19 protein-coding genes and 1 pseudogene are annotated in these 18035 nt (G+C 64.8%); 10 read left to right on the forward strand and 10 right to left on the reverse strand.

What is annotated here, in order from left to right; genetic code table 11:
• Positions 1-75 precede the first annotated feature (75 nt).
• A complete protein-coding gene (locus OH705_RS15675) occupies positions 76-1011 on the forward strand; it encodes a LysR family transcriptional regulator (RefSeq protein WP_094010671.1) in 936 nt (311 codons plus the stop codon).
• Between the two features lie 7 nt (positions 1012-1018).
• Here OH705_RS15675 and OH705_RS15680 read toward each other — a convergent pair whose 3' ends face one another.
• Positions 1019-1501, reverse strand: coding sequence for a GreA/GreB family elongation factor (locus OH705_RS15680; protein ID WP_094010670.1), 483 nt, complete (start codon positions 1499-1501; stop codon positions 1019-1021).
• 2 nt (positions 1502-1503) lie between these two features.
• Complete coding sequence (locus tag OH705_RS15685; RefSeq protein ID WP_094010669.1) at positions 1504-1902, reverse strand: hypothetical protein; 399 nt, start codon at positions 1900-1902, stop codon at positions 1504-1506.
• Positions 1903-2037: 135 nt separating this feature from the next.
• Between OH705_RS15685 and earP the strand changes: the two genes are divergently transcribed.
• Together earP and efp are read left to right on the forward strand one after the other, a co-directional pair.
• Positions 2038-3171 carry an elongation factor P maturation arginine rhamnosyltransferase EarP gene (earP, locus tag OH705_RS15690; RefSeq protein ID WP_104444265.1) on the forward strand — a complete coding sequence of 378 codons (1134 nt, stop codon included), beginning with the start codon at positions 2038-2040 and terminating at the stop codon, positions 3169-3171.
• Between the two features lie 48 nt (positions 3172-3219).
• The gene (efp, locus tag OH705_RS15695) at positions 3220-3789 is read left to right on the forward strand and encodes an elongation factor P (protein WP_011532839.1); all 570 of its coding nucleotides are present in this window, start codon (positions 3220-3222) and stop codon (positions 3787-3789) included.
• A gap of 108 nt (positions 3790-3897) precedes the next feature.
• Here the strand turns inward: efp and OH705_RS15700 are convergent, their stop codons facing one another.
• The 3 genes from OH705_RS15700 to OH705_RS15710 form a co-directional block, all read right to left on the reverse strand.
• Positions 3898-4326 carry an organic hydroperoxide resistance protein gene (locus OH705_RS15700; RefSeq protein ID WP_011532840.1) on the reverse strand — a complete coding sequence of 143 codons (429 nt, stop codon included), beginning with the start codon at positions 4324-4326 and terminating at the stop codon, positions 3898-3900.
• Positions 4327-4456: 130 nt separating this feature from the next.
• A complete protein-coding gene (locus tag OH705_RS15705) occupies positions 4457-4912 on the reverse strand; it encodes a MarR family winged helix-turn-helix transcriptional regulator (protein WP_110698155.1) in 456 nt (151 codons plus the stop codon).
• 55 nt (positions 4913-4967) lie between these two features.
• Positions 4968-5924: a LysR family transcriptional regulator gene (locus tag OH705_RS15710; RefSeq protein WP_267302501.1), complete on the reverse strand. Its 957-nt coding sequence runs from the start codon at positions 5922-5924 to the stop codon at positions 4968-4970.
• 115 nt (positions 5925-6039) lie between these two features.
• On the opposite strand from OH705_RS15710, the gene OH705_RS15715 reads away from it, so the two are divergent.
• Positions 6040-6789: a sulfite exporter TauE/SafE family protein gene (locus OH705_RS15715; RefSeq protein WP_267302502.1), complete on the forward strand. Its 750-nt coding sequence runs from the start codon at positions 6040-6042 to the stop codon at positions 6787-6789.
• A 33-nt stretch (positions 6790-6822) separates the two neighbouring features.
• Here OH705_RS15715 and OH705_RS15720 read toward each other — a convergent pair whose 3' ends face one another.
• Positions 6823-7674 (reverse strand): LysR substrate-binding domain-containing protein, encoded by an 852-nt coding sequence (locus tag OH705_RS15720; protein WP_031316005.1) that lies wholly within the window; start codon positions 7672-7674, stop codon positions 6823-6825.
• Between the two features lie 96 nt (positions 7675-7770).
• On the opposite strand from OH705_RS15720, the gene OH705_RS15725 reads away from it, so the two are divergent.
• Entirely contained in the window at positions 7771-7989 is a 219-nt protein-coding gene (locus OH705_RS15725; protein ID WP_031316004.1) for a DUF1127 domain-containing protein, read from the forward strand.
• Between the two features lie 71 nt (positions 7990-8060).
• On the forward strand, positions 8061-9281 hold the full coding sequence (locus tag OH705_RS15730) for a winged helix-turn-helix domain-containing protein (protein WP_094010665.1): 1221 nt from the start codon (positions 8061-8063) through the stop codon (positions 9279-9281).
• Here the strand turns inward: OH705_RS15730 and OH705_RS15735 are convergent.
• Positions 9262-10608: a class II 3-deoxy-7-phosphoheptulonate synthase gene (locus OH705_RS15735; protein WP_038705662.1), complete on the reverse strand. Its 1347-nt coding sequence runs from the start codon at positions 10606-10608 to the stop codon at positions 9262-9264. The genes OH705_RS15730 and OH705_RS15735 overlap by 20 nt on opposite strands.
• A gap of 116 nt (positions 10609-10724) precedes the next feature.
• On the opposite strand from OH705_RS15735, the gene OH705_RS15740 reads away from it, so the two are divergent.
• Both OH705_RS15740 and OH705_RS15745 read left to right on the forward strand, forming a co-directional pair.
• On the forward strand, positions 10725-11480 hold the full coding sequence (locus OH705_RS15740) for a spermidine synthase (RefSeq protein WP_023630401.1): 756 nt from the start codon (positions 10725-10727) through the stop codon (positions 11478-11480).
• Between the two features lie 291 nt (positions 11481-11771).
• Positions 11772-13488 (forward strand): annotated as a pseudogene (locus tag OH705_RS15745) (DEAD/DEAH box helicase).
• A gap of 86 nt (positions 13489-13574) precedes the next feature.
• On the opposite strand, the gene OH705_RS15750 reads toward OH705_RS15745, so the two are convergent.
• A complete protein-coding gene (locus OH705_RS15750) occupies positions 13575-14327 on the reverse strand; it encodes a DODA-type extradiol aromatic ring-opening family dioxygenase (protein ID WP_267302503.1) in 753 nt (250 codons plus the stop codon).
• 101 nt (positions 14328-14428) lie between these two features.
• Here OH705_RS15750 and OH705_RS15755 point away from each other — a divergent pair, with 101 nt between their 5' ends.
• A complete protein-coding gene (locus tag OH705_RS15755; RefSeq protein ID WP_038705665.1) occupies positions 14429-15079 on the forward strand; it encodes a thiopurine S-methyltransferase in 651 nt (216 codons plus the stop codon).
• A gap of 60 nt (positions 15080-15139) precedes the next feature.
• Here the strand turns inward: OH705_RS15755 and htpX are convergent, their stop codons facing one another.
• Positions 15140-16027, reverse strand: a complete 888-nt coding sequence (gene htpX / locus OH705_RS15760) for a protease HtpX (protein WP_038705666.1) — start codon at positions 16025-16027, stop codon at positions 15140-15142.
• Between the two features lie 228 nt (positions 16028-16255).
• Positions 16256-17467 carry a pyridoxal phosphate-dependent aminotransferase gene (locus OH705_RS15765; protein ID WP_038705667.1) on the reverse strand — a complete coding sequence of 404 codons (1212 nt, stop codon included), beginning with the start codon at positions 17465-17467 and terminating at the stop codon, positions 16256-16258.
• Positions 17468-17634: 167 nt separating this feature from the next.
• Between OH705_RS15765 and msrB the strand changes: the two genes are divergently transcribed.
• Positions 17635-18030 (forward strand): peptide-methionine (R)-S-oxide reductase MsrB, encoded by a 396-nt coding sequence (gene msrB, locus OH705_RS15770; RefSeq protein ID WP_023631702.1) that lies wholly within the window; start codon positions 17635-17637, stop codon positions 18028-18030.
• Positions 18031-18035 lie beyond the last annotated feature (5 nt).

Below are 18035 nucleotides of genomic sequence, written 5' to 3' on the forward strand. Positions count from 1 at the left end.
CACAGTATCGAACGTGGATTGCATGCTGATAAGATGGTAATCGCGATATACAGAGTAAACCTTTGGTTGTTAATCATGAGTATGGAATCGTTCAGTAGCCTGGAATGCTTCGTGCGCAGTGCCGAGGTCGGCAGTTTCGCCGAGGCGGCCCGGCGTTTGTCATTGACCCCGGCGGCGGTGGGCAAGAACGTCGCCCAACTGGAGGCGCGCCTGGGGGTGCGGTTGTTCCAGCGCAGCACGCGCAAGCTCACATTGACCGAGGCCGGGCAGCGCTTCCTGGGCGAGGTCGGCGACAGCCTGCGTACCATCCAATATGCCATGGCCAACCTGGCCAGCGCCGAGGGGCAACCGGCGGGGCTGCTGCGGGTGAGCATGGGCACGGTGTTCGGGCGCTTGTACGTTGTGCCGCTGTTGGGCGAGTTCCTGCGCCGTTACCCGGCGATCTCGCCGGACTGGCATTTCGACAACCGCCAGGTCGACCTGATCGGCCAGGGTTTCGATGCTGCTCTCGGCGGTGGGTTCGACCTTCCGCCCGGGGTGGTGGCACGCAAGCTGACGCCCGCGCATCGAGTGCTGGTGGCCTCGCCGGGCTATGTGCGGCAGCACGGGCCGATCGATCGGCCGGAACAGTTACAGGCTTGCACCGGCATCCTCATCCGCTCGCCGCAGACCGGCAGGGTGCGCAGCTGGCCGCTGACCAGCCGCTGGCAGGAGCAACAACCCTTGCGGCTGCCGCAACACATGACCATGAGCGATTCGGATGCTGCCTGCGCGGTGGCCGAGCAGGGCCTGGGCATCGCCCTGGTCAGCCTGCCGTTCGCCTTGCCTTACCTGACCTCAGGCCGCCTGTGCAGGGTGTTGCCGGATTGGTACGTCGACGATGGGCATATCAGCCTGTACTACGCCGAGCGCAAGCTGTTGCCGGGCAAGACCCGCGCCTTCATTGATTTCGTGGTGCAGGAGTTTGCCGAGCAGGGGCTGGCACAGCGTTTCGACGCCTTGCAGCGATAACGCCCGATCAGACAATATCGATGATGAACTGCACCTGCACCACCCCTGCCAGCACCAGGCGTACTTCGTCATCCACGCGCTTGCCAAGCAGTTGCTGGCCTAGCGGTGCGCGAGGTGTGATTACCGTCACCAGCGCCTCTCCCTCGCCAATCTTCAAGCCGGCGCCCTCGGGGCCGAGGAACAGCCTGCGGCGTAGGCCCTGTTCATCCTCCAGGGTCACCAGGCAGCCGACCTGGATCCCCCGCGCCGGGTCATAGTCGCGCGGCACCAGTTGCTGGTAGGTCTGCAGCGCCTGGCGGATCTCAGCGGTGCGCCGAGCCTGTCCGGTGGCCAGGTACGAAGCCTCGAGCCCCAAGGTGTCGTACTTGTTCTCGGCGATATTCTCTTCGGCGGTGGCGGCCTCGTAGGCGGTCTGGGCGGCGCGGCGCAGCACCTCCATGTCGTGCTCGAGGGTGGTGACGATGCGCTGCAGCAGGGTGGCCTTGTCCATGGTCAGTAGCAGAACTCCAATACGTTGGCCTGGCTCTTGTCGGTCGGCGCGGTACGGTTCTGCTGCAGCCAGAACTGGCACTTGGGGCTGTTGAGGTTGCGCGGGTTGCCCTGGGCGGCCTCGGCGGCATGCTGCAATTCCTGCTTGTGCAGGATGTCTTTGTAATGTTCGAACATCTGCGCCTGGGCATCGGCCGGTGGCGCTGGAGGAGCGGTTGGCGCAGGCAGGACCTGCGCGGGGGCGGTGGCCTCGACCAGCGGTTGCACCTGCTGTGGCCACAAGTGCAGGGCCAGCCACAGGCTCACGGCGATCGCCAATGCGCCGAGCCACAGGCCGAGGGCGACGCACAGCACCAGTTGCACCGGTTTCAGGGTGATCTTCAATTCGCGGGGGCGGGGCATGGTGGCCTCCTGGCAGGCGGGGCGAGGGCGCCATTCTCGCATGCCGCGGCAGGTATTTTCAGCGCCGCGCTTTTGTTGGCCGGCATTTTTCAGCAAAATCCGCGGTCTTTTTTCCGCAGGTAACGGAACGTGGCGATGAAAATCACCTGGGACATCTTCTGCACGGTCGTCGACAACTATGGCGACATCGGCGTCACCTGGCGCCTGGCGCGCCAGCTGGCGAGCGAGCATGACCTGGCCGTGCGCCTGTGGGTGGATGACCTGCAAGCCTTCGTGCCCCTGTGCCCAGAGGCCGACAGCCAAGCCGAGCAGCAGTGGCGGCAGGGGGTCGAGGTACGCCACTGGCCGGCCACGTGGCAAGGCGCGGAGCCGGCGCAGGTGGTGGTGGGCGCCTTCGCCTGCCAGCTGCCGCAGGCCTATGTCGAGGCCATGGGCGAGCAGGCCAAGCCGCCCTTGTGGCTGAACCTGGACTACCTCAGTGCCGAAGACTGGGTGGATGGCTGCCATGGCTTGCCGTCGCCCCAGGCCAATGGGTTGCGCAAGTTCTTTTTCTTCCCGGGTTTCACCGAGAAGACCGGTGGCCTGTTGCGCGAAGCTGCCTTGCTGCCCCGTTGCCAGGCGTTCCGCCAGGCGCCGAATGAGCGGGCGAGGTTCCTGGCAGGGCTGGGCGTCCACCCCGAGGCCGGGGCGCGGCTGATCTCGCTGTTCGCCTACGAGAATCCACAGTTGGGCAACTGGCTCGACGTACTGGCCGAAGGCGCGCACCCCAGCCACCTGCTGGTACCGCAAGGGCGCATCCTGGGCGACCTCGGCCACTGGCTGGGCGAGGCGGACCTGGCCGTGGGGGCGCTGCATCGGCGCGGCGCCTTGACGGTCCAGGTGCTGCCTTTCGTCAGCCAGGACGACTACGACCGGTTGCTGTGGAGCTGCGATTTCAACGCCGTGCGCGGCGAGGATTCGTTCGTGCGGGCGCAATGGGCCGGCGTGCCGATGCTGTGGCACATCTACATCCAGGAAGAGAACGCCCACTGGGAAAAGCTCGAAGCATTCCTAGCCCTTTATTGCCATGGGCTGTCGGCCGCCGCCGGGCAGGCGTTGGGCGAATTGTGGCGGGCCTGGAACATGGACCGCCCGATGGGGCAGGCCTGGCAGGCGCTGCAGCCGCACTGGCAGGAAGTGCGCGAACATGCCCGCCAGTGGCAGGCCACGCAGGCCGCTCGGCCGGACCTTGCCACGAGGCTGGTACAGTTTTACCGAAATTCGCTATGATACGCGGCCTCGATTTTTATAAATCCATCCAGATTCGGATACTTCGTAATGAAAACTGGTAAAGAACTGAAACCCGGTACCGTACTGCGGATCGACAACGACCCGTGGCTGGTTCAGAAAGCTGAGTTCACCAAGTCGGGCCGTAACAGCGCGATCATGAAGACCAAGCTGAAGAACCTGCTGACCGGCTACAAGACCGAAACCGTATACGGTGCGGACGACAAGCTGGACGACGTGATCCTGGATCGCAAAGAAGCGACCCTGTCGTTCATCAGCGGTGACTCGTACACCTTCATGGACACCACCGACTACACCATGTACGAGCTGAACGCCGAAGACATCGACGCCGTTCTGCCGTACATCGAAGAAGGCATGGAAGACATCTGCGAAGCCGTCTTCTTCGAAGGCCGCCTGGTATCGGTAGAACTGCCGACCACCATCAGCCGCCAGGTTACCTACACCGAGAACGCCGCACGTGGCGACACCTCGGGCAAGGTCATGAAGCCTGCCAAGCTGAAGAACGGTACCGAGATCCAGGTTGCCGACTTCATCCAGATCGACGAGTGGATCGACATCGACACTCGCGACAACAGCTTCAAGGGCCGTTCCAAGAAGTAATCCTTCTTGCGATGAGCACGAAAAACCCGGCCTTGGCCGGGTTTTTTTGTGCTCGTGAAACCGTGGCGCCTTCATCGCGGGGCAAGTCGGCTCGCCCCGCGAAGGCATTCACACCGTCACATGCAGGCGCACATCCACATTGCCGCGGGTGGCGTTGGAGTACGGGCAGACCTTGTGCGCCTTCTCCACCAGCCCTTCGGCGTCGGCCTGGGCCAGGCCAGGCAGGTTGATGTGCAGGTCGATGTCCAGGCCGAAACCACCGGGGATCTGGCCGATGCCGACCTTGGCGGTGATCGAGGCGTCAGCTGGCAGGGCTTTTTTCTCCTGGCCGGCGACGAACTTCAACGCGCCGATGAAACAGGCCGAGTAACCCGCGGCGAACATCTGCTCGGGGTTGGTGCCTTCACCCCCGGCGCCGCCCAGCTCTTTCGGGGTGCTCAGCTTGACTTCCAGCTTGCCGTCGCTGGAGCGGGATTTGCCATCACGACCACCGGTGGAAGTGGCTTCTGCGATGTACAGCGGAGTGACCTTTTGCATCTTGAGCCTCGCTTGGGTGCTGTGCGCCGTCGGCGCTGAGTGGGTATGGGCTTAACTTAGCGCGCAATTATTTAGTGCGCAAGTTAAATATTCGACCATTCATCCGAACAGCCATCTCACAGCTTAGACGTCAGAGGTTTTCTTGCAGCTGCGCGCGCAGGGCGAGCAGGTCGGCCTGCAGTTTGCGCAGCTGCTCGGCGCTGTGGCCGCTGGCCTGCAGGATGCATTGCGGCACGCGCTGGGCTTCGGCCTGCAGGGCGCGGCCCTTGTCGGTCAGTTGCACCAGTACCACCCGTTCGTCCTCGCGGCTGCGGCTGCGCTTGAGCAGGCCTTCGCTTTCCAGGCGCTTGAGCAGCGGGGTCAGGGAGCCGGGGTCGGTGAGCAGGCGCTGGCTGATCTCGCCCACGGTCAGGCCGTCCTGCTCCCACAGCACGAGCATGGCCAGGTACTGCGGGTAGGTCAGGCCCAGGGCCTGCAGCAGGGGCTTGTAGACCTTGGTCATCAACAACGAGGTCGAGTGCAGGGCGAAGCAGACCTGGTTGTCCAGCAGCAGCGCGTCGCAGGGGGCTTGGGTGTCGGCGTTCATGCAGGTCCTTGGAATCGGTGAGTAATAAAATCTAGCACGCCAAAGCTTGGTGCGCTCATTGCCAGCGCAGCTCGCTTTTCAGCGCCAGGTCCCAGGGCGGCACCGGGCTGAAACGGCTCTTGAGGAATTCGAGCAGCAAGCGGCTGCGAGAGTTCGTTTCATGTTCAAGGCGCAGTGCATAAATCCCGCTGGTTTCGGGGGGCGGCAGGCCGTTGTCGCAGAACAGGGGGAGCAGTTCGCCGCGCAGCAGGTAGTCGCTGACCAGCCAGGTCGGCAGGTGGGCGATGCCCAGCCCGGCCAGGGCACCGAACAGCAGCGTCTCGGCATTGTTGGCGGCCATGCGCATGCGCGTCGGGCGGTACAGGCGGGTCTGGCCACCGACCTCGAAGCGCCAGGCGAACGGTGGTGCCAGGCCGTCCCAGTCGAGGCCGTCATGCCCAGGCAACTCGCTCGGGCAGGCCGGTACGCCGCGATTGGCCAGGTACGTCGGGCTGGCGCAGGCGATCCGCACCATGTACGCCAGTGGCGTGGCCACCAGGCGAGTGTCGGCCAGGGGGCCTGCGCGCAGCACCAGGTCGACTTCGCCCAGGTGGCTGCCGTGCAGGTCGACGAAACTGTCGATCAGCCGCAGTTGCACGTCGAGCCCGGGGTAGGCCACCAGGAAGTCGGCGATGGCCGGAGCAAGGTGGCGACGGCCGAACGCGGCCGGGGCGTCGATGCGGATCAGCCCTTCGGGGGCGTTGCTCAGGGATACCGCCTCGGCCCGGGCCAGGCGCAGTTCCTCGATGATGCGCCGGGCCCGTTCGGCAAACGCATTGCCAGCGGGTGTGGCGCGCACCGCGTGGGTGCTGCGCGAGAACAGGCGGCTGCCTACCGCGTTTTCCAGGCTGTCGATGCGCCTGGCCACCGCCGAAGGCGTAAGCGGATGGCGACGGGCGGCGGCGGAAAAACTGCCGGTCTCCAGCACATCGAGAAAAAGACTCAGTTGTTCGGTGAGGATATCGGGGCTCATGACGGCTCTGCTTGTGCGGATTGCGCAAAGCCATTGTGCGTTGCTGTGCGTTTCCCCGCCAGCCGGGACTGGGTAGCATGCCGGCATTCTCTGAGAGCAGGCGGATGAGGCGCGAATGATCGAGTGGTTGATGTACATCGTTTTGGGCGCAGCCCTGGGCACCTTGGGTGGCTTGTTCGGGATTGGTGGCGGGCTGATCGCGATCCCGGCGCTGGGGGTGCTGTTCGGCCTTGACCAGCAACTGGCCCAGGGCACCGCCCTGGTGATGGTGGTGCCCAACGTGCTGCTTGCGCTGTGGCGCTATCACCAGCGCAACCGCATCGAGTTACGCCATGCCGTGCCGCTGTCGTTGTGCAGCTTGTTGTTCGCCTGGCTGGGGTCGATCTGGGCAGTGGGCATCGATGCCCAGTCGATGCGCCTGTATTTCGTTGGTTTCCTGGTGGCCCTGGCGTTGTGGAACGTGGCGCGCATGTTCCTGCCGGTGAAGCCGCCGAGCAACCAGCTGCGCTTTCCCTGGCCATGGCTGGGCGTGCTGGGCAGCTTTGCCGGGACCATGGGCGGGCTGTTCGGCGTGGGCGGCGCGGTGGTGGCCACGCCGATATTGACTTCTGTGTTCGGCACCACCCAGGTGGTGGCCCAGGGGTTGTCGCTGGCATTGGCGGCGCCGAGCACTGCGGTGACCCTGCTGACCTATGGTCTGCACCAGAGCGTGGACTGGAGCATCGGGGTGCCGTTGGCGGTGGGCGGGTTGCTGAGCATCAGCTGGGGGGTGAAGTTGGCCCACGCGTTGCCGGAAAAGGTCCTGCGCTCGATGTTCTGTGTGTTTCTGGTGGTGTGCGCGGTGATGCTCGGGTTCGAGCTCTGAGCGCAAGGGGCTGCAGAGCCCATCGCCCTCGGCTTACTTGAACCCTTCGACGATGTACTCGGCCATGCAGTCGGTAATTGGCGAATGCTGCTGGTCATTGCGCAGCAGCATCACATTGGCCATGTGCAACTGCGGCAGGCCATCGTCCTCGCCGAGGATGCGCAGTTCGCCGCCAACCAGGCTGTGCAACTGCGCGGTCACCGCCAGCCCCGCCTGCACGATGGCGAAGATCGCCGCCAGGCTCGGGCTGGTGTAGGCAATACGGTACTCGATGCCGTGGCGCTCCAGGGCATTGCAGGTCCAGGCGCGGCAAAAGCAGTCGGTGTTGAACAACGCCAGTGGCATGGGCCGCTGCTCCTGCGGGCAGAAGCCCTTGGCCGCGGCCCACACCAGGCGCTCCTGGCGCAGCAACTGGCCGACTTCGTTGCCGGGCTCGCGGGTGACGATGGTCAGGTCCAGGTCCTGGCGCAGCATCAGCTGCTTTGACGAATCGCAATGCACCTCGACATGGATCAGCGGGTAGGCCTGGGCGAAGCGGGTGAGGATGCCCGGCAGGTAGCGCATGGCGTAGTCGTCCGGGGTGCCGATGCGCACCACCCCGACCATGTGCGGCATGCGCAGCGTGTTGAATACCTCGCCATGCAGCTTGAGGATGCGTCGGGCATAGCCCAGCAGCACCTGGCCCTCGGCGGTCAGGCGCACCTGGCGGCCATCGCGCTCGAACAGCTGGCGCTGCAGGATGTCTTCTTCCAGGCGCTTCATCTGCATGCTCACCGCCGACTGGGTGCGGTTGACCACTTCACCGGCGCGGGTGAAGCCGCCTTGCTCGGCAATGGCGACGAAGGTGCGCAGCACCTCGGCGTCGAGACTCTGATACTGGGACATGGCATCAATCTCCGAGATGCATGGCATCAGAAACATTCGTTGGATTGATCTTAGGCCTGGGACGAGACTGGAGCCATCCACAAGGAGGGCGTCATGATGAAAGGTCATTTCAACGTAGCTCACCAACCGGCCGCATCCCTGGGTCATCTGTGGCACGACGCCAGCGGGCTGGTGCTGCGGTGGTTCGAACTGCACCGCCAGCGCGACGAGCTGGCGCGTCTGAGCGATGCCACGCTGCACGACCTGGGGTTGTCGCGGGCGGATATCCAGCAGGAGGCCGACCGGCATTTCTGGGAGGACCCGTTGCGTAAATGAAGGCGGTTACAATCGCGGGGCTTGCCCCGCGATTGCGTCTTTACTGTCTGGACACCAGACGGAGCCACCTCATGTCCTTTAGCCTGTCCCTCGCCCAGGCCCGCCGCCTGGCCTTGTCCGCCCAGGGCTTTGGCAAGTCGCCCGCGCAGCCGCCGACCCTCGCCAATCTCAAACGCATGCTCCAGCGCCTGGGCGTGGTGCAGATCGACTCGGTCAACGCGCTGGTGCGCTCCCATTACCTGCCGTTGTTCTCGCGCCTTGGCGACTATCCAGCCGACCAGCTGGACCAGCTCGCCTGGGGCAAGCGCCGCCAGCGGCGGCTATTCGAATATTGGGGGCATGAGGCCTCGCTGCTGCCGTTGGAGCTCTACCCGCTGATGCGCTGGCGCATGGCCCACGCCGCCGACGGCAAGGGCATCTACCGACAACTGGCGACCTTTGGCCGTGAGCGGCGCGAGGTCATCGAGCGGGTACTGGCTGCCGTGCGCGAGCGCGGCGCGTTGGGTGCAGGCAGCCTGTCGACCCGCGAGGAGCGCGCCGGCCCTTGGTGGGACTGGAGCGAAGAAAAGCACGCGCTGGAATGGCTGTTCGCCGCTGGCGAGGTCACCGTGGCCGGGCGTCGCGGTTTCGAGCGCCTGTACGACCTGCCCGAGCGGGTGCTACCAGTGGAAATCCTCGATCAGGCCCAGCCCAGCGAGGCTGAAGCGCACCAGGGCTTGCTGCTGCACGCGGCCGGCGCCCTGGGCGTGGCCACCGAACAGGACCTGCGTGATTACTTTCGCCTCTCGCCGCAACAGAGCAAGGCCGCCCTGGCTGTGCTGGTCGAGGACGGGCGCCTGCAGGCCTGCGCCGTGCAGGGCTGGAAACAGCCGGCGTATGTCGCGGGCGTGCCACGGATTCCCCGACGCATCGAAGCCAGCGCCTTGTTGTCGCCGTTCGATTCATTGGTCTGGGCGCGAGATCGCACCGAGCGCCTGTTCGATTTCCGCTATCGCCTGGAGATCTACACCCCCGCGCACAAGCGGGTGTACGGCTACTACGTGCTGCCGTTCCTGCACGACGGGCGCATCGCCGCGCGCCTGGACCTGCGTGCCGAACGCGCCCACGGACGCCTGGCGGTGCATGCGGTGCACGAAGAGGCGATGGGGCTGGACGAGGCGGGCTACCAGGCGTTGGCGCTCAGCCTGCAGAAGCTGGCCAACTGGCTGGGCCTGGCGCAGGTGCAGCTCAACTGCCCCCGCGCCGAGGGCAGCCGGCTGCGTCAGGCATTGCTCAGCGGCGTACCTGCTTGAGGGTTTCGGCGATCAGGAAGGCCAGTTCCAGCGACTGGTCGGCGTTCATGCGCGGGTCGCAGTGGGTGTGGTAGCGGTCGGAGAGCGCGTCCTCGGTGATCGGCCGGGCGCCGCCGATGCACTCGGTGACGTTCTGCCCGGTCATCTCGATATGGATGCCACCGGCGTGGCTGCCCTCGGCCTGGTGCACCTGGAAGAACTGCTTGACCTCATCGAGGATCTGCGCGAAGTCGCGGGTCTTGTAGCCGCTGCTGGCCTTGATGGTATTGCCATGCATCGGGTCCGAGCTCCACAGCACCTGGCGGCCCTCGCGCTGCACGGTGCGGATCAGCCCCGGCAGGTGGTCGCCGACCTTGCCGGCGCCCATGCGCACGATCAGGTTCAGGCGGCCCGGGTCGTTGTCCGGGTTGAGCACGTCGATCAGGCGGATCAGCTCCTCGGGGTTCATGCTCGGGCCGACCTTGACCCCGATCGGGTTGTGCACGCCGCGCAGGAACTCGACGTGGGCGCCGTCGAGCTGGCGGGTGCGGTCGCCGATCCACAGCATGTGCGCCGAGCAGTCGTAGTAGTCGCCGGTCAGGCTGTCGCTGCGCACGAAGGCTTCTTCATAGTTGAGCAGCAGCGCTTCGTGGGCGGTGAAGAAGCTGGTTTCGCGCAGTTGCGGCGCCGTGTCCAGGCCGCAGGCGCGCATGAAGGCCAGGGTTTCGTCGATGCGGTTGGCCAACTGGTGATACTTGTCGGCCAGCGCCGAGTTGGCGATGAAATCGAGGTTCCACTTGTGCACCTGGTGCAGGTCGGCAAAGCCACCCTGGGCGAAGGCGCGCAGCAGGTTGAGGCTGGCGGTGGCCTGATGGTAGGCCTGTAACAGGCGCTCGGGGTCGGGAATGCGGCTTTTCGCGTCGAAGCCGATGCCGTTTACGATGTCGCCACGGTAGGCGGGCAGGGTGACGTCGCCGATGGTTTCGTCGTTGGCCGAGCGTGGCTTGGCGAACTGCCCGGCCATGCGCCCGACCTTGACCACCGGGCAGCCGGCGGCGAAGGTCATGACAATGGCCATCTGCAGCAGCACCTTGAAGGTGTCGCGGATCTTCGCCGCGGAGAACTCGGCGAAGCTCTCGGCGCAGTCGCCACCCTGCAGCAGGAACGCCCGGCCCTGGGTCACCTCGGCGAACTGCCGGCGCAGCTCGCGGGCTTCGCCGGCAAACACCAGCGGCGGGTAGCTGGCCAGGGTCTGCTCGACCTTCAGCAGGTGCGCGGCGTCGGGGTAGATCGGTTGCTGCTGGATCGGCAGTGTGCGCCAGCTGTCAGGGGTCCATTGTCGGGTCATTGCAAGCTCTATCCATAAGTGTCGTTAAGGCCTGCCAGCCATGGTACGCCCGCGCGTGCTTGTTGCACCACCGGCATTGGCGGACAATGGCGGTTTTGCGCGGGCAGGTGGTAGGGATGGCGACGGAGCGGGAAGAGCGGCTGCTGGCACGGGTCGAGGATGCCTTTGGCGTCATCAGCGTGTACGAGGTGGATGACTATCGCTTCCTCGAGTTCGGCGACGCCATCGAGCAGAGCTGCACCTTCACCGCCGACCCCAGCTGGCTGGAGTACGACTACACCCGCGCCATGCTGGTTGGCGCGCTGTGCCACGAACAGCCGGAAAGCGCGTTGTTCCTCGGCCTTGGCGCCGGCACCCTGACCCAGGCGTGCCTGAAGTTCCTGCCGCTGGAGGACGTCGAGGCCATCGAACTGCGCCCGGACGTGCCGCGCCTGGCTATGGAATTCATGGGCCTGGACGACGATCCGCGGCTGTACGTGCGGGTAGGCGACGCCCTCGAGCTGCTGCCCAGCGCCGAAAAGGCCGACCTGCTGTTCGTCGACCTGTATACCGACTATGGTCCCGGCGTCGGGCATCTGGCCTGGGGGTTCCTGGAAAACTGCCAGAAGCAGCTCAACCCAGGGGGTTGGCTGGTAATCAACCAGTGGGCCGGGGACGATGGCAAGCCACTGGGCGCGGCCTTGTTGCGTGGGCTGTACCATCGCCATTACTGGGAACTGCCGGTGAAGGAGGGTAACGTGATCCTGCTGGTGCCGGCGGACCTGGAGCAGACGCTGGATATCGATGCCGTGCGGGCGCGGGCCGCAACCCTGGCGCCGCAGCTGGGGTACTCGCTGGAGTACCTGATCAAGGCCATCCGCCCGGCGACCTGAATCGATGAGGGCAGCGCCGGGCCTGCGGGGAAACGATTCAGCCTGGATCCAATCCTGGCCTTGATCCTAGAAATATTTCTCACAGTTCACGGCGGATTCGGGTATAGTACGCGCCGGTCTTTTAGCGGACCTCGAATCAGGTGGTGCAAATCCTCCGAACCCAGCTTCGGCTGCGCGTCCGCTAGTCGGACCTTCCCAAGATGTTCCTTTTTCAATCGTTTTCGCAAATCCCCGCCGCCAAAACTGCCTGGGTGACCGCTTGGTCTTTCAAGGCATGTGCAGTTTTGGAGCATGGGTCTTTGCGGATGCACCTAGAGGCAGACCCATGACCCAGGAAACCGGCGGATTCGCCGCTCTCGATCTCAATCCGAATATCGTTGCTGCTGTTCTGGCCACCGGCTACGAAGAGCCTTCGGCTATTCAGCATCAGTCGATCCCGATCATCCTCGCCGGTCACGACATGATCGGCCAGGCGCAGACTGGCACCGGCAAGACCGCTGCCTTCGCCCTGCCGATCCTCAACAAGATCGACGTGAGCAAGCGCGAACCGCAAGCCCTGATCCTGGCGCCAACCCGTGAGTTGGCGCTGCAAGTAGCCACCGCTTTCGAAACCTACGCCAAGCAGATGCCGGGCGTTAACGTGGTGGCTGTTTACGGTGGTGCCCCGATGGGCCCACAACTGCGTGCCATTCGTAACGGCGCGCAAATCGTCGTGGCCACCCCTGGCCGCCTGTGCGACCACCTGCGCCGCGACGAGAAAGTCCTGTCCACCGTTCAGTACCTGGTACTCGACGAAGCCGACGAAATGCTCAAGCTGGGCTTCATGGACGACCTCGAAGTGATCTTCGACGCCATCCCTGCAACCCGCCAGACCGTACTGTTCTCCGCCACCCTGCCGGCCTCGATCCGTGCCATCGCCGAGCGCCACCTGCGCGAGCCGAAGCACGTCAAGATCCAGAGCAAGACCCAGACCGTGACCGCGATCGAGCAGGCCCACCTGATGGTCCACGCCGACCAGAAGATCCCGGCCGTGCTGCGCCTGCTGGAAGTGGAAGAGTTCGACGCGCTGATCGCCTTCGTGCGTACCAAGCAAGCCACCCTGGACCTGGCTGCCGCCCTGGAAGCCAAAGGCTACAAGGCTGCCGCGCTGAACGGCGACATCGCCCAGAACCAGCGTGAGCGCGTGATCGACTCGCTCAAGGATGGCCGCCTGGACATCGTCGTCGCCACCGACGTCGCTGCCCGTGGTCTGGACGTGCCGCGCATCACCCACGTGTTCAACGTCGACATGCCGTACGACCCGGAGTCCTACGTGCACCGTATCGGCCGTACTGGCCGTGCCGGTCGCGATGGCCGTGCGCTGCTGCTGGTCACCCCGCGTGAGCGCCGCATGCTGCAGGTGATCGAGCGTGTCACCGGGCAGAAGGTTGCCGAAGCCCGCCTGCCTAACCCGCAGGCCGTGCTGGACGCACGCATCAAGAAGCTGACCAAGAGCCTGGCGCCACTGGTGGCCGAGTCCGAGGCCAGCCATGGCGAGCTGTTCGACCGCCTGACCGCCGACCTGGGTTGCAGTGCCCGTGCCCTGGCTTCGGCCCTGCTGCGCAAGGCCACCAATGGCCAGGCGCTGGACCTGGCTTCGGTCGAGCGCGAGCAGCCGTTGGTGCCGACCCACACTCCGCGTGAGCGCAGCACTGGCGAGCGTACCGAGCGTGGTGAGCGCAGCGACCGTGGTGACCGCGAGCGTCGCGCGCCGATGCCACTGGCTGAAGGCCGCGTGCGTTGCCGTACCGCCCTGGGTGCCCGTGACGGCATCGCCGCCAAGAACCTGCTGGGCGCTATCCTCAACGAGGGTGGCCTGGCGCGTGATGCCATCGGTCGTATCCAGGTGCGTGACAGCTTCAGCCTGATCGAGCTGCCGGAAGACGGCCTCGAGCGCCTGCTGACCAAGCTCAAGGACACCCGCGTAGCCGGCAAGCAGCTGAAGCTGCGTCGCTACCGCGAGGACTGATCCTGGCGCTGCAATAAAAAATCCCCGGCCTAGGTCGGGGATTTTTTTGCCTGTGTCCAGCACATGTAACCATGTGCATGGGAGCGTCAGTCGAACCGATAGATATCCATCCCCAGCGCCCCCAGCGTGAATCCCTGGTGAACGATGCCAAACCGCTCGCCAGCGCCCATGGCGAAGAACAGCGGCAGCAGGTGCTCGTCACTGGGATGATTGCGCACTGCAAACGGTGCCTGGCGCCGATAGTCCACAAGCGCCGCCTCGTCTCCCGCCTTCAGCTGCTCCACCACCCAATCACGAAACGCCAGCGCCCAGGGCTCGACCGCATCCGGCCCGGCGTGCCAGTCCAGTTCACCCAGGTTATGGGTGATGCTGCCCGAGCCGATCAGCAGGATGCCTTCCTCACGCAGTGCCGACAGCGCCTGGCCAACCTTCAGTTGCAGATCAGGACCGGCCTGGCTGGGCAGCGACACCTGAACCACCGGAATATCTGCCTCGGGATACATCAGCGACAGCGGCACCCAGGCACCATGGTCGAAGGGCCGCTGCGCATCCAGCCGGGCCCCGAGAAGTTCGGACAGCCGCTTGGCCAGCGCCGGTTCGCCGGGCGCCGGGTACTGCACTGCATACAGCGCTGGCGGAAAACCATGGAAGTCATGCCAGGTCGGCGGCTGGGCGTTGCCCATCACCAACAGCTCGCGGCTCTCCCAGTGCGCCGACACCACCACGACCGCCTTCGGGCGGGGAAGGGCGCGGGCCAATGCGGTCAGGGCCGGGCCGCTGGCGCCGGGTTGCAGGGCGAGCATGGGTGAGCCATGGGAAATGAACAGGCTGGGCAGCATGACGGGGTCCTGGCAGGTAAGATGCTGCCATCTTCGATCAGCCTTCGATCGAGATCCAATATAAGTTTTCACAGGCTTTTATCGAAAAACCGGGAGGGATCATGGAGCCAGCGTTCTGGCACAAGCGGTGGGCGGACAACCAGATCGGCTTTCACCAGGCTCAGGTGAACCCGTACCTGCAGGCGCACTGGCCGGCGTTGGGGCTGGCCCCGGGCGCACGGGTGCTGGTGCCGCTGTGTGGCAAGAGCCTGGACATGCTCTGGCTGGCCGCGCAAGGGTATCGGGTGCTGGGTGTGGAGCTGTCGCGGCGGGCGGTGGAGGATTTCTTCGCCGAGCACGGGCTGTTGGCGCAGGTGACGCGGCACGGGGGCTTCGAAGTGTGGCGCAGCGACGAGGTGGAGCTGTGGTGCGGCGATGTGTTCGCCCTGCGTGCCGAGGATCTGGCTGATTGCGCGGGGGTGTACGACCGGGCGGCGTTGATCGCCTTGCCTGAGCCGATGCGCGAGCGCTACATGGCATTGTTGGGCGAGCAGTTGCCAGCGGCCTGCCGCGGCCTGCTGGTGACCCTCGACTACGACCAGGCCGTGATCGACGGGCCGCCGTTCTCGGTGCCGGACGCCGAGGTGCGGGCGGGGTTTGCCGGGTGGCGGGTCGATGAGGTCGAGGCGGGCGAGATTCTCGACGAGAGTCCGAAGTTTCTCAAAGCTGGTGTCGAAAGTTTGGTTGAGCGAGTCTACAGCGTTCGGCGTTGAAGCTATCGCGGGGCAATGAAAAAGGGCGACCGAAGTCGCCCTTTCTTGTTGCTGCCTGGATCAGCCGCGACGGCGCAGGGCGTCGATGCGGTCTTCCAGCGGCGGGTGGCTCATCAGCAGGCCGGCCAGGCCATGCTTGAGGCCGCCGTTGATGCCGAAGGCCTTCATCGTGTCGGGCATGTGCACCGGCAGGCCCTGCTCGGAGCGCAGGCGCTGCAGCGCGCCGATCATCGCGCCGGTGCCGGCCAGGTGGGCGCCGGCTTCGTCGGCGCGGAACTCGCGGCGGCGCGAGTACCACATGACGATGATGCTGGCGAGGATGCCCAGCACCAGCTCGGCTACGATGGTCGCGATGAAGTAGGCGATACCGTGGCCTTCTTCGTTCTTGAAGATCACCCGGTCGACGAAGTTGCCGATGATGCGGGCGAAGAACATCACGAAGGTGTTCACCACGCCCTGCACCAGCGCCATGGTGACCATGTCGCCGTTGGCCACATGACCGATCTCGTGGGCCAGCACCGCGCGCACTTCATCGGGCGAGAAGCGCTCCAGCAGGCCCTGGGACACCGCCACCAGCGCGTCGTTGCGGTTCCAGCCGGTGGCGAAGGCGTTGGCCTCGTAGGCTGGGAAGATGCCTACCTCGGGCATCTTGATGCCGGCCTCGCGGGACAGCTCCTCGACGGTCTGCAACAGCCACTGCTCGTGACGGGTGCGGGGCTGGGTGATGATCTGGGTGCCGGTGGTCATCTTCGCCATCCACTTGGAGATGAACAGCGAGACGAGCGAGCCAGCAAAACCGAACACGGCGCAGAAGACCAGCAGCTGGCCGAGGTTGAGGTCAACCCCGTTGGCGGCCATGAACCCGTTGAAGCCGAACAGGCTCAGGGTAATGCTTGCAACCAGCACCACCGCGAGGTTGGTGGCTACAAACAACAGAATGCGCATCATGGTTGTTACGTTCTCCTGACGGATGAGTTTGTTGCGTACTGCGGGGTATATAAGGGGGAGGGCGCTGCTATTCAACCGGGCGACTATTTCAAACTGTGTACGCGAGGAGTATGGCAGAGGATGGCGTGAGGGCTGTGGGGTAGAGCGTTGCAGGATGTAAGGCAAAAGCATCGCGAGGCAAGTCGCATCGGCGTACCGATGCGACTTGCCTCGCGATGGCGATATGGCTTACTGCGAATAGGTACGCAGGAAGTTGCCGATACGCCCGATCGCCTGTTCCAGGTCGTCCACCCGCGGCAAGGTCACCACGCGGAAGTGGTCCGGCCACGGCCAGTTGAACGCCGTGCCCTGGACGATCAGCAGCTTCTCCGACAGCAGCAGGTCGAGGGCGAATTTCTCGTCGTTGAGGATCGGGCAGACCTTCGGATCGATGCGTGGGAAGGCGTACAGCGCGCCCATCGGCTTGACGCAACTGACCCCGGGGATGTCGTTGAGCAGCTCGTAGGTGCGGTTGCGCTGCTCCAGCAGGCGGCCCGGTGGTAGCACCAGGTCGTTGATGCTCTGGTAGCCGCCCAGGGCGGTCTGGATGGCGTGCTGGGCCGGCACGTTGGCGCACAGGCGCATGTTGGCCAGCATGTCGATGCCTTCGATGTAGCTCGTGGCGTGGTGCTTGGGCCCGGAGATGATCAGCCAGCCGGAGCGGAAGCCCGCCACCCGGTACGACTTGGACAGGCCGTTGAAGGTCAGGCACAGCAGGTCCGGGGCCAGCGACGCGGTGCTGATGTGCACGGCCTCGTCGTAGAGGATCTTGTCGTAGATCTCGTCGGAGAACACCACCAGGTTGTGCTGGCGCGCCAGCTCCAGCATGCCCAGCAGCAGCTCCTTGGAGTACACCGCGCCGGTCGGGTTGTTCGGGTTGATGATCACCAATGCCTTGGTGTTCGGGGTGATCTTGGCCTTGATGTCGTCAAGGTCCGGGAACCAGTCGGCCTGCTCGTCGCACAGGTAGTGCACCGGCTTGCCGCCGGCCAGGCTCACCGCGGCGGTCCACAGCGGGTAGTCGGGCGCCGGGATCAGCACTTCGTCGCCGTTGTTGAGCAGCGCCTGCATGGACATGACGATCAGCTCGGACACGCCGTTGCCGAGGTAGATGTCCTCGATGGTGACGCCTTCGATTTCCTTTTGCTGGCAGTACTGCATCACCGCCTTGCGCGCGCTGAACAGGCCCTTGGAGTCGCTGTAGCCCTGGGCGGTGGGCAGGTTGCGGATGACGTCCTGGAGGATCTCGTCCGGCGCCTCGAAACCAAACGGCGCCGGGTTGCCGATGTTCAGCTTGAGGATGCGATGGCCTTCCTCTTCCAGGCGTTTGGCGTGCTTGAGCACTGGGCCGCGAATGTCGTAGCAGACATTGGCGAGCTTGTTCGATTTGCTGAACTGCATGATGAGATCCCGAGTGAGAATACGCGCCGCCTGCTTTCGAAAGGTTTGAAAGGGCGGGAACCGGGTGCCAGACTGACTGCCTTGCACACGAAGCCAACTAATATACGTGCCACCCGCGCCAGGGAAAAGCCGGTGCGAGGTGAAATTCAGCCTGCCGAGGTCCCACCATGCAAAAGATCGACAAAACCCTGGACGAATGGCGCGCCATGCTCGATCCGGCCCAGTACCAGGTGTGCCGCCTGAAAGGCACCGAGCGGCCGTTCAGCGGCAAGTACAACAGCGAGCGCCGCGACGGCGTCTACCACTGCATCTGCTGTGACCTGCCGCTGTTCGACGCCAAGACCAAGTTCGATTCCGGCTGCGGCTGGCCGAGCTTCTACGCGCCGATCGAGGAGGCCGCGATGATCGAGATCCGCGACACCTCCCACGGCATGATCCGCACCGAAGTCACCTGCGCCCAGTGCGACGCCCACCTGGGCCATGTATTTCCCGACGGCCCGCCGCCGACCGGGCTACGCTACTGCATCAACTCGGTGTGCCTGGACCTCAAGCCACGCGATTGACGGAG

Source organism: Pseudomonas sp. BJa3 (genome assembly GCF_026343815.1).
In the GTDB taxonomy this organism is placed as follows: Bacteria; Pseudomonadota; Gammaproteobacteria; order Pseudomonadales; family Pseudomonadaceae; genus Aquipseudomonas; species Aquipseudomonas soli.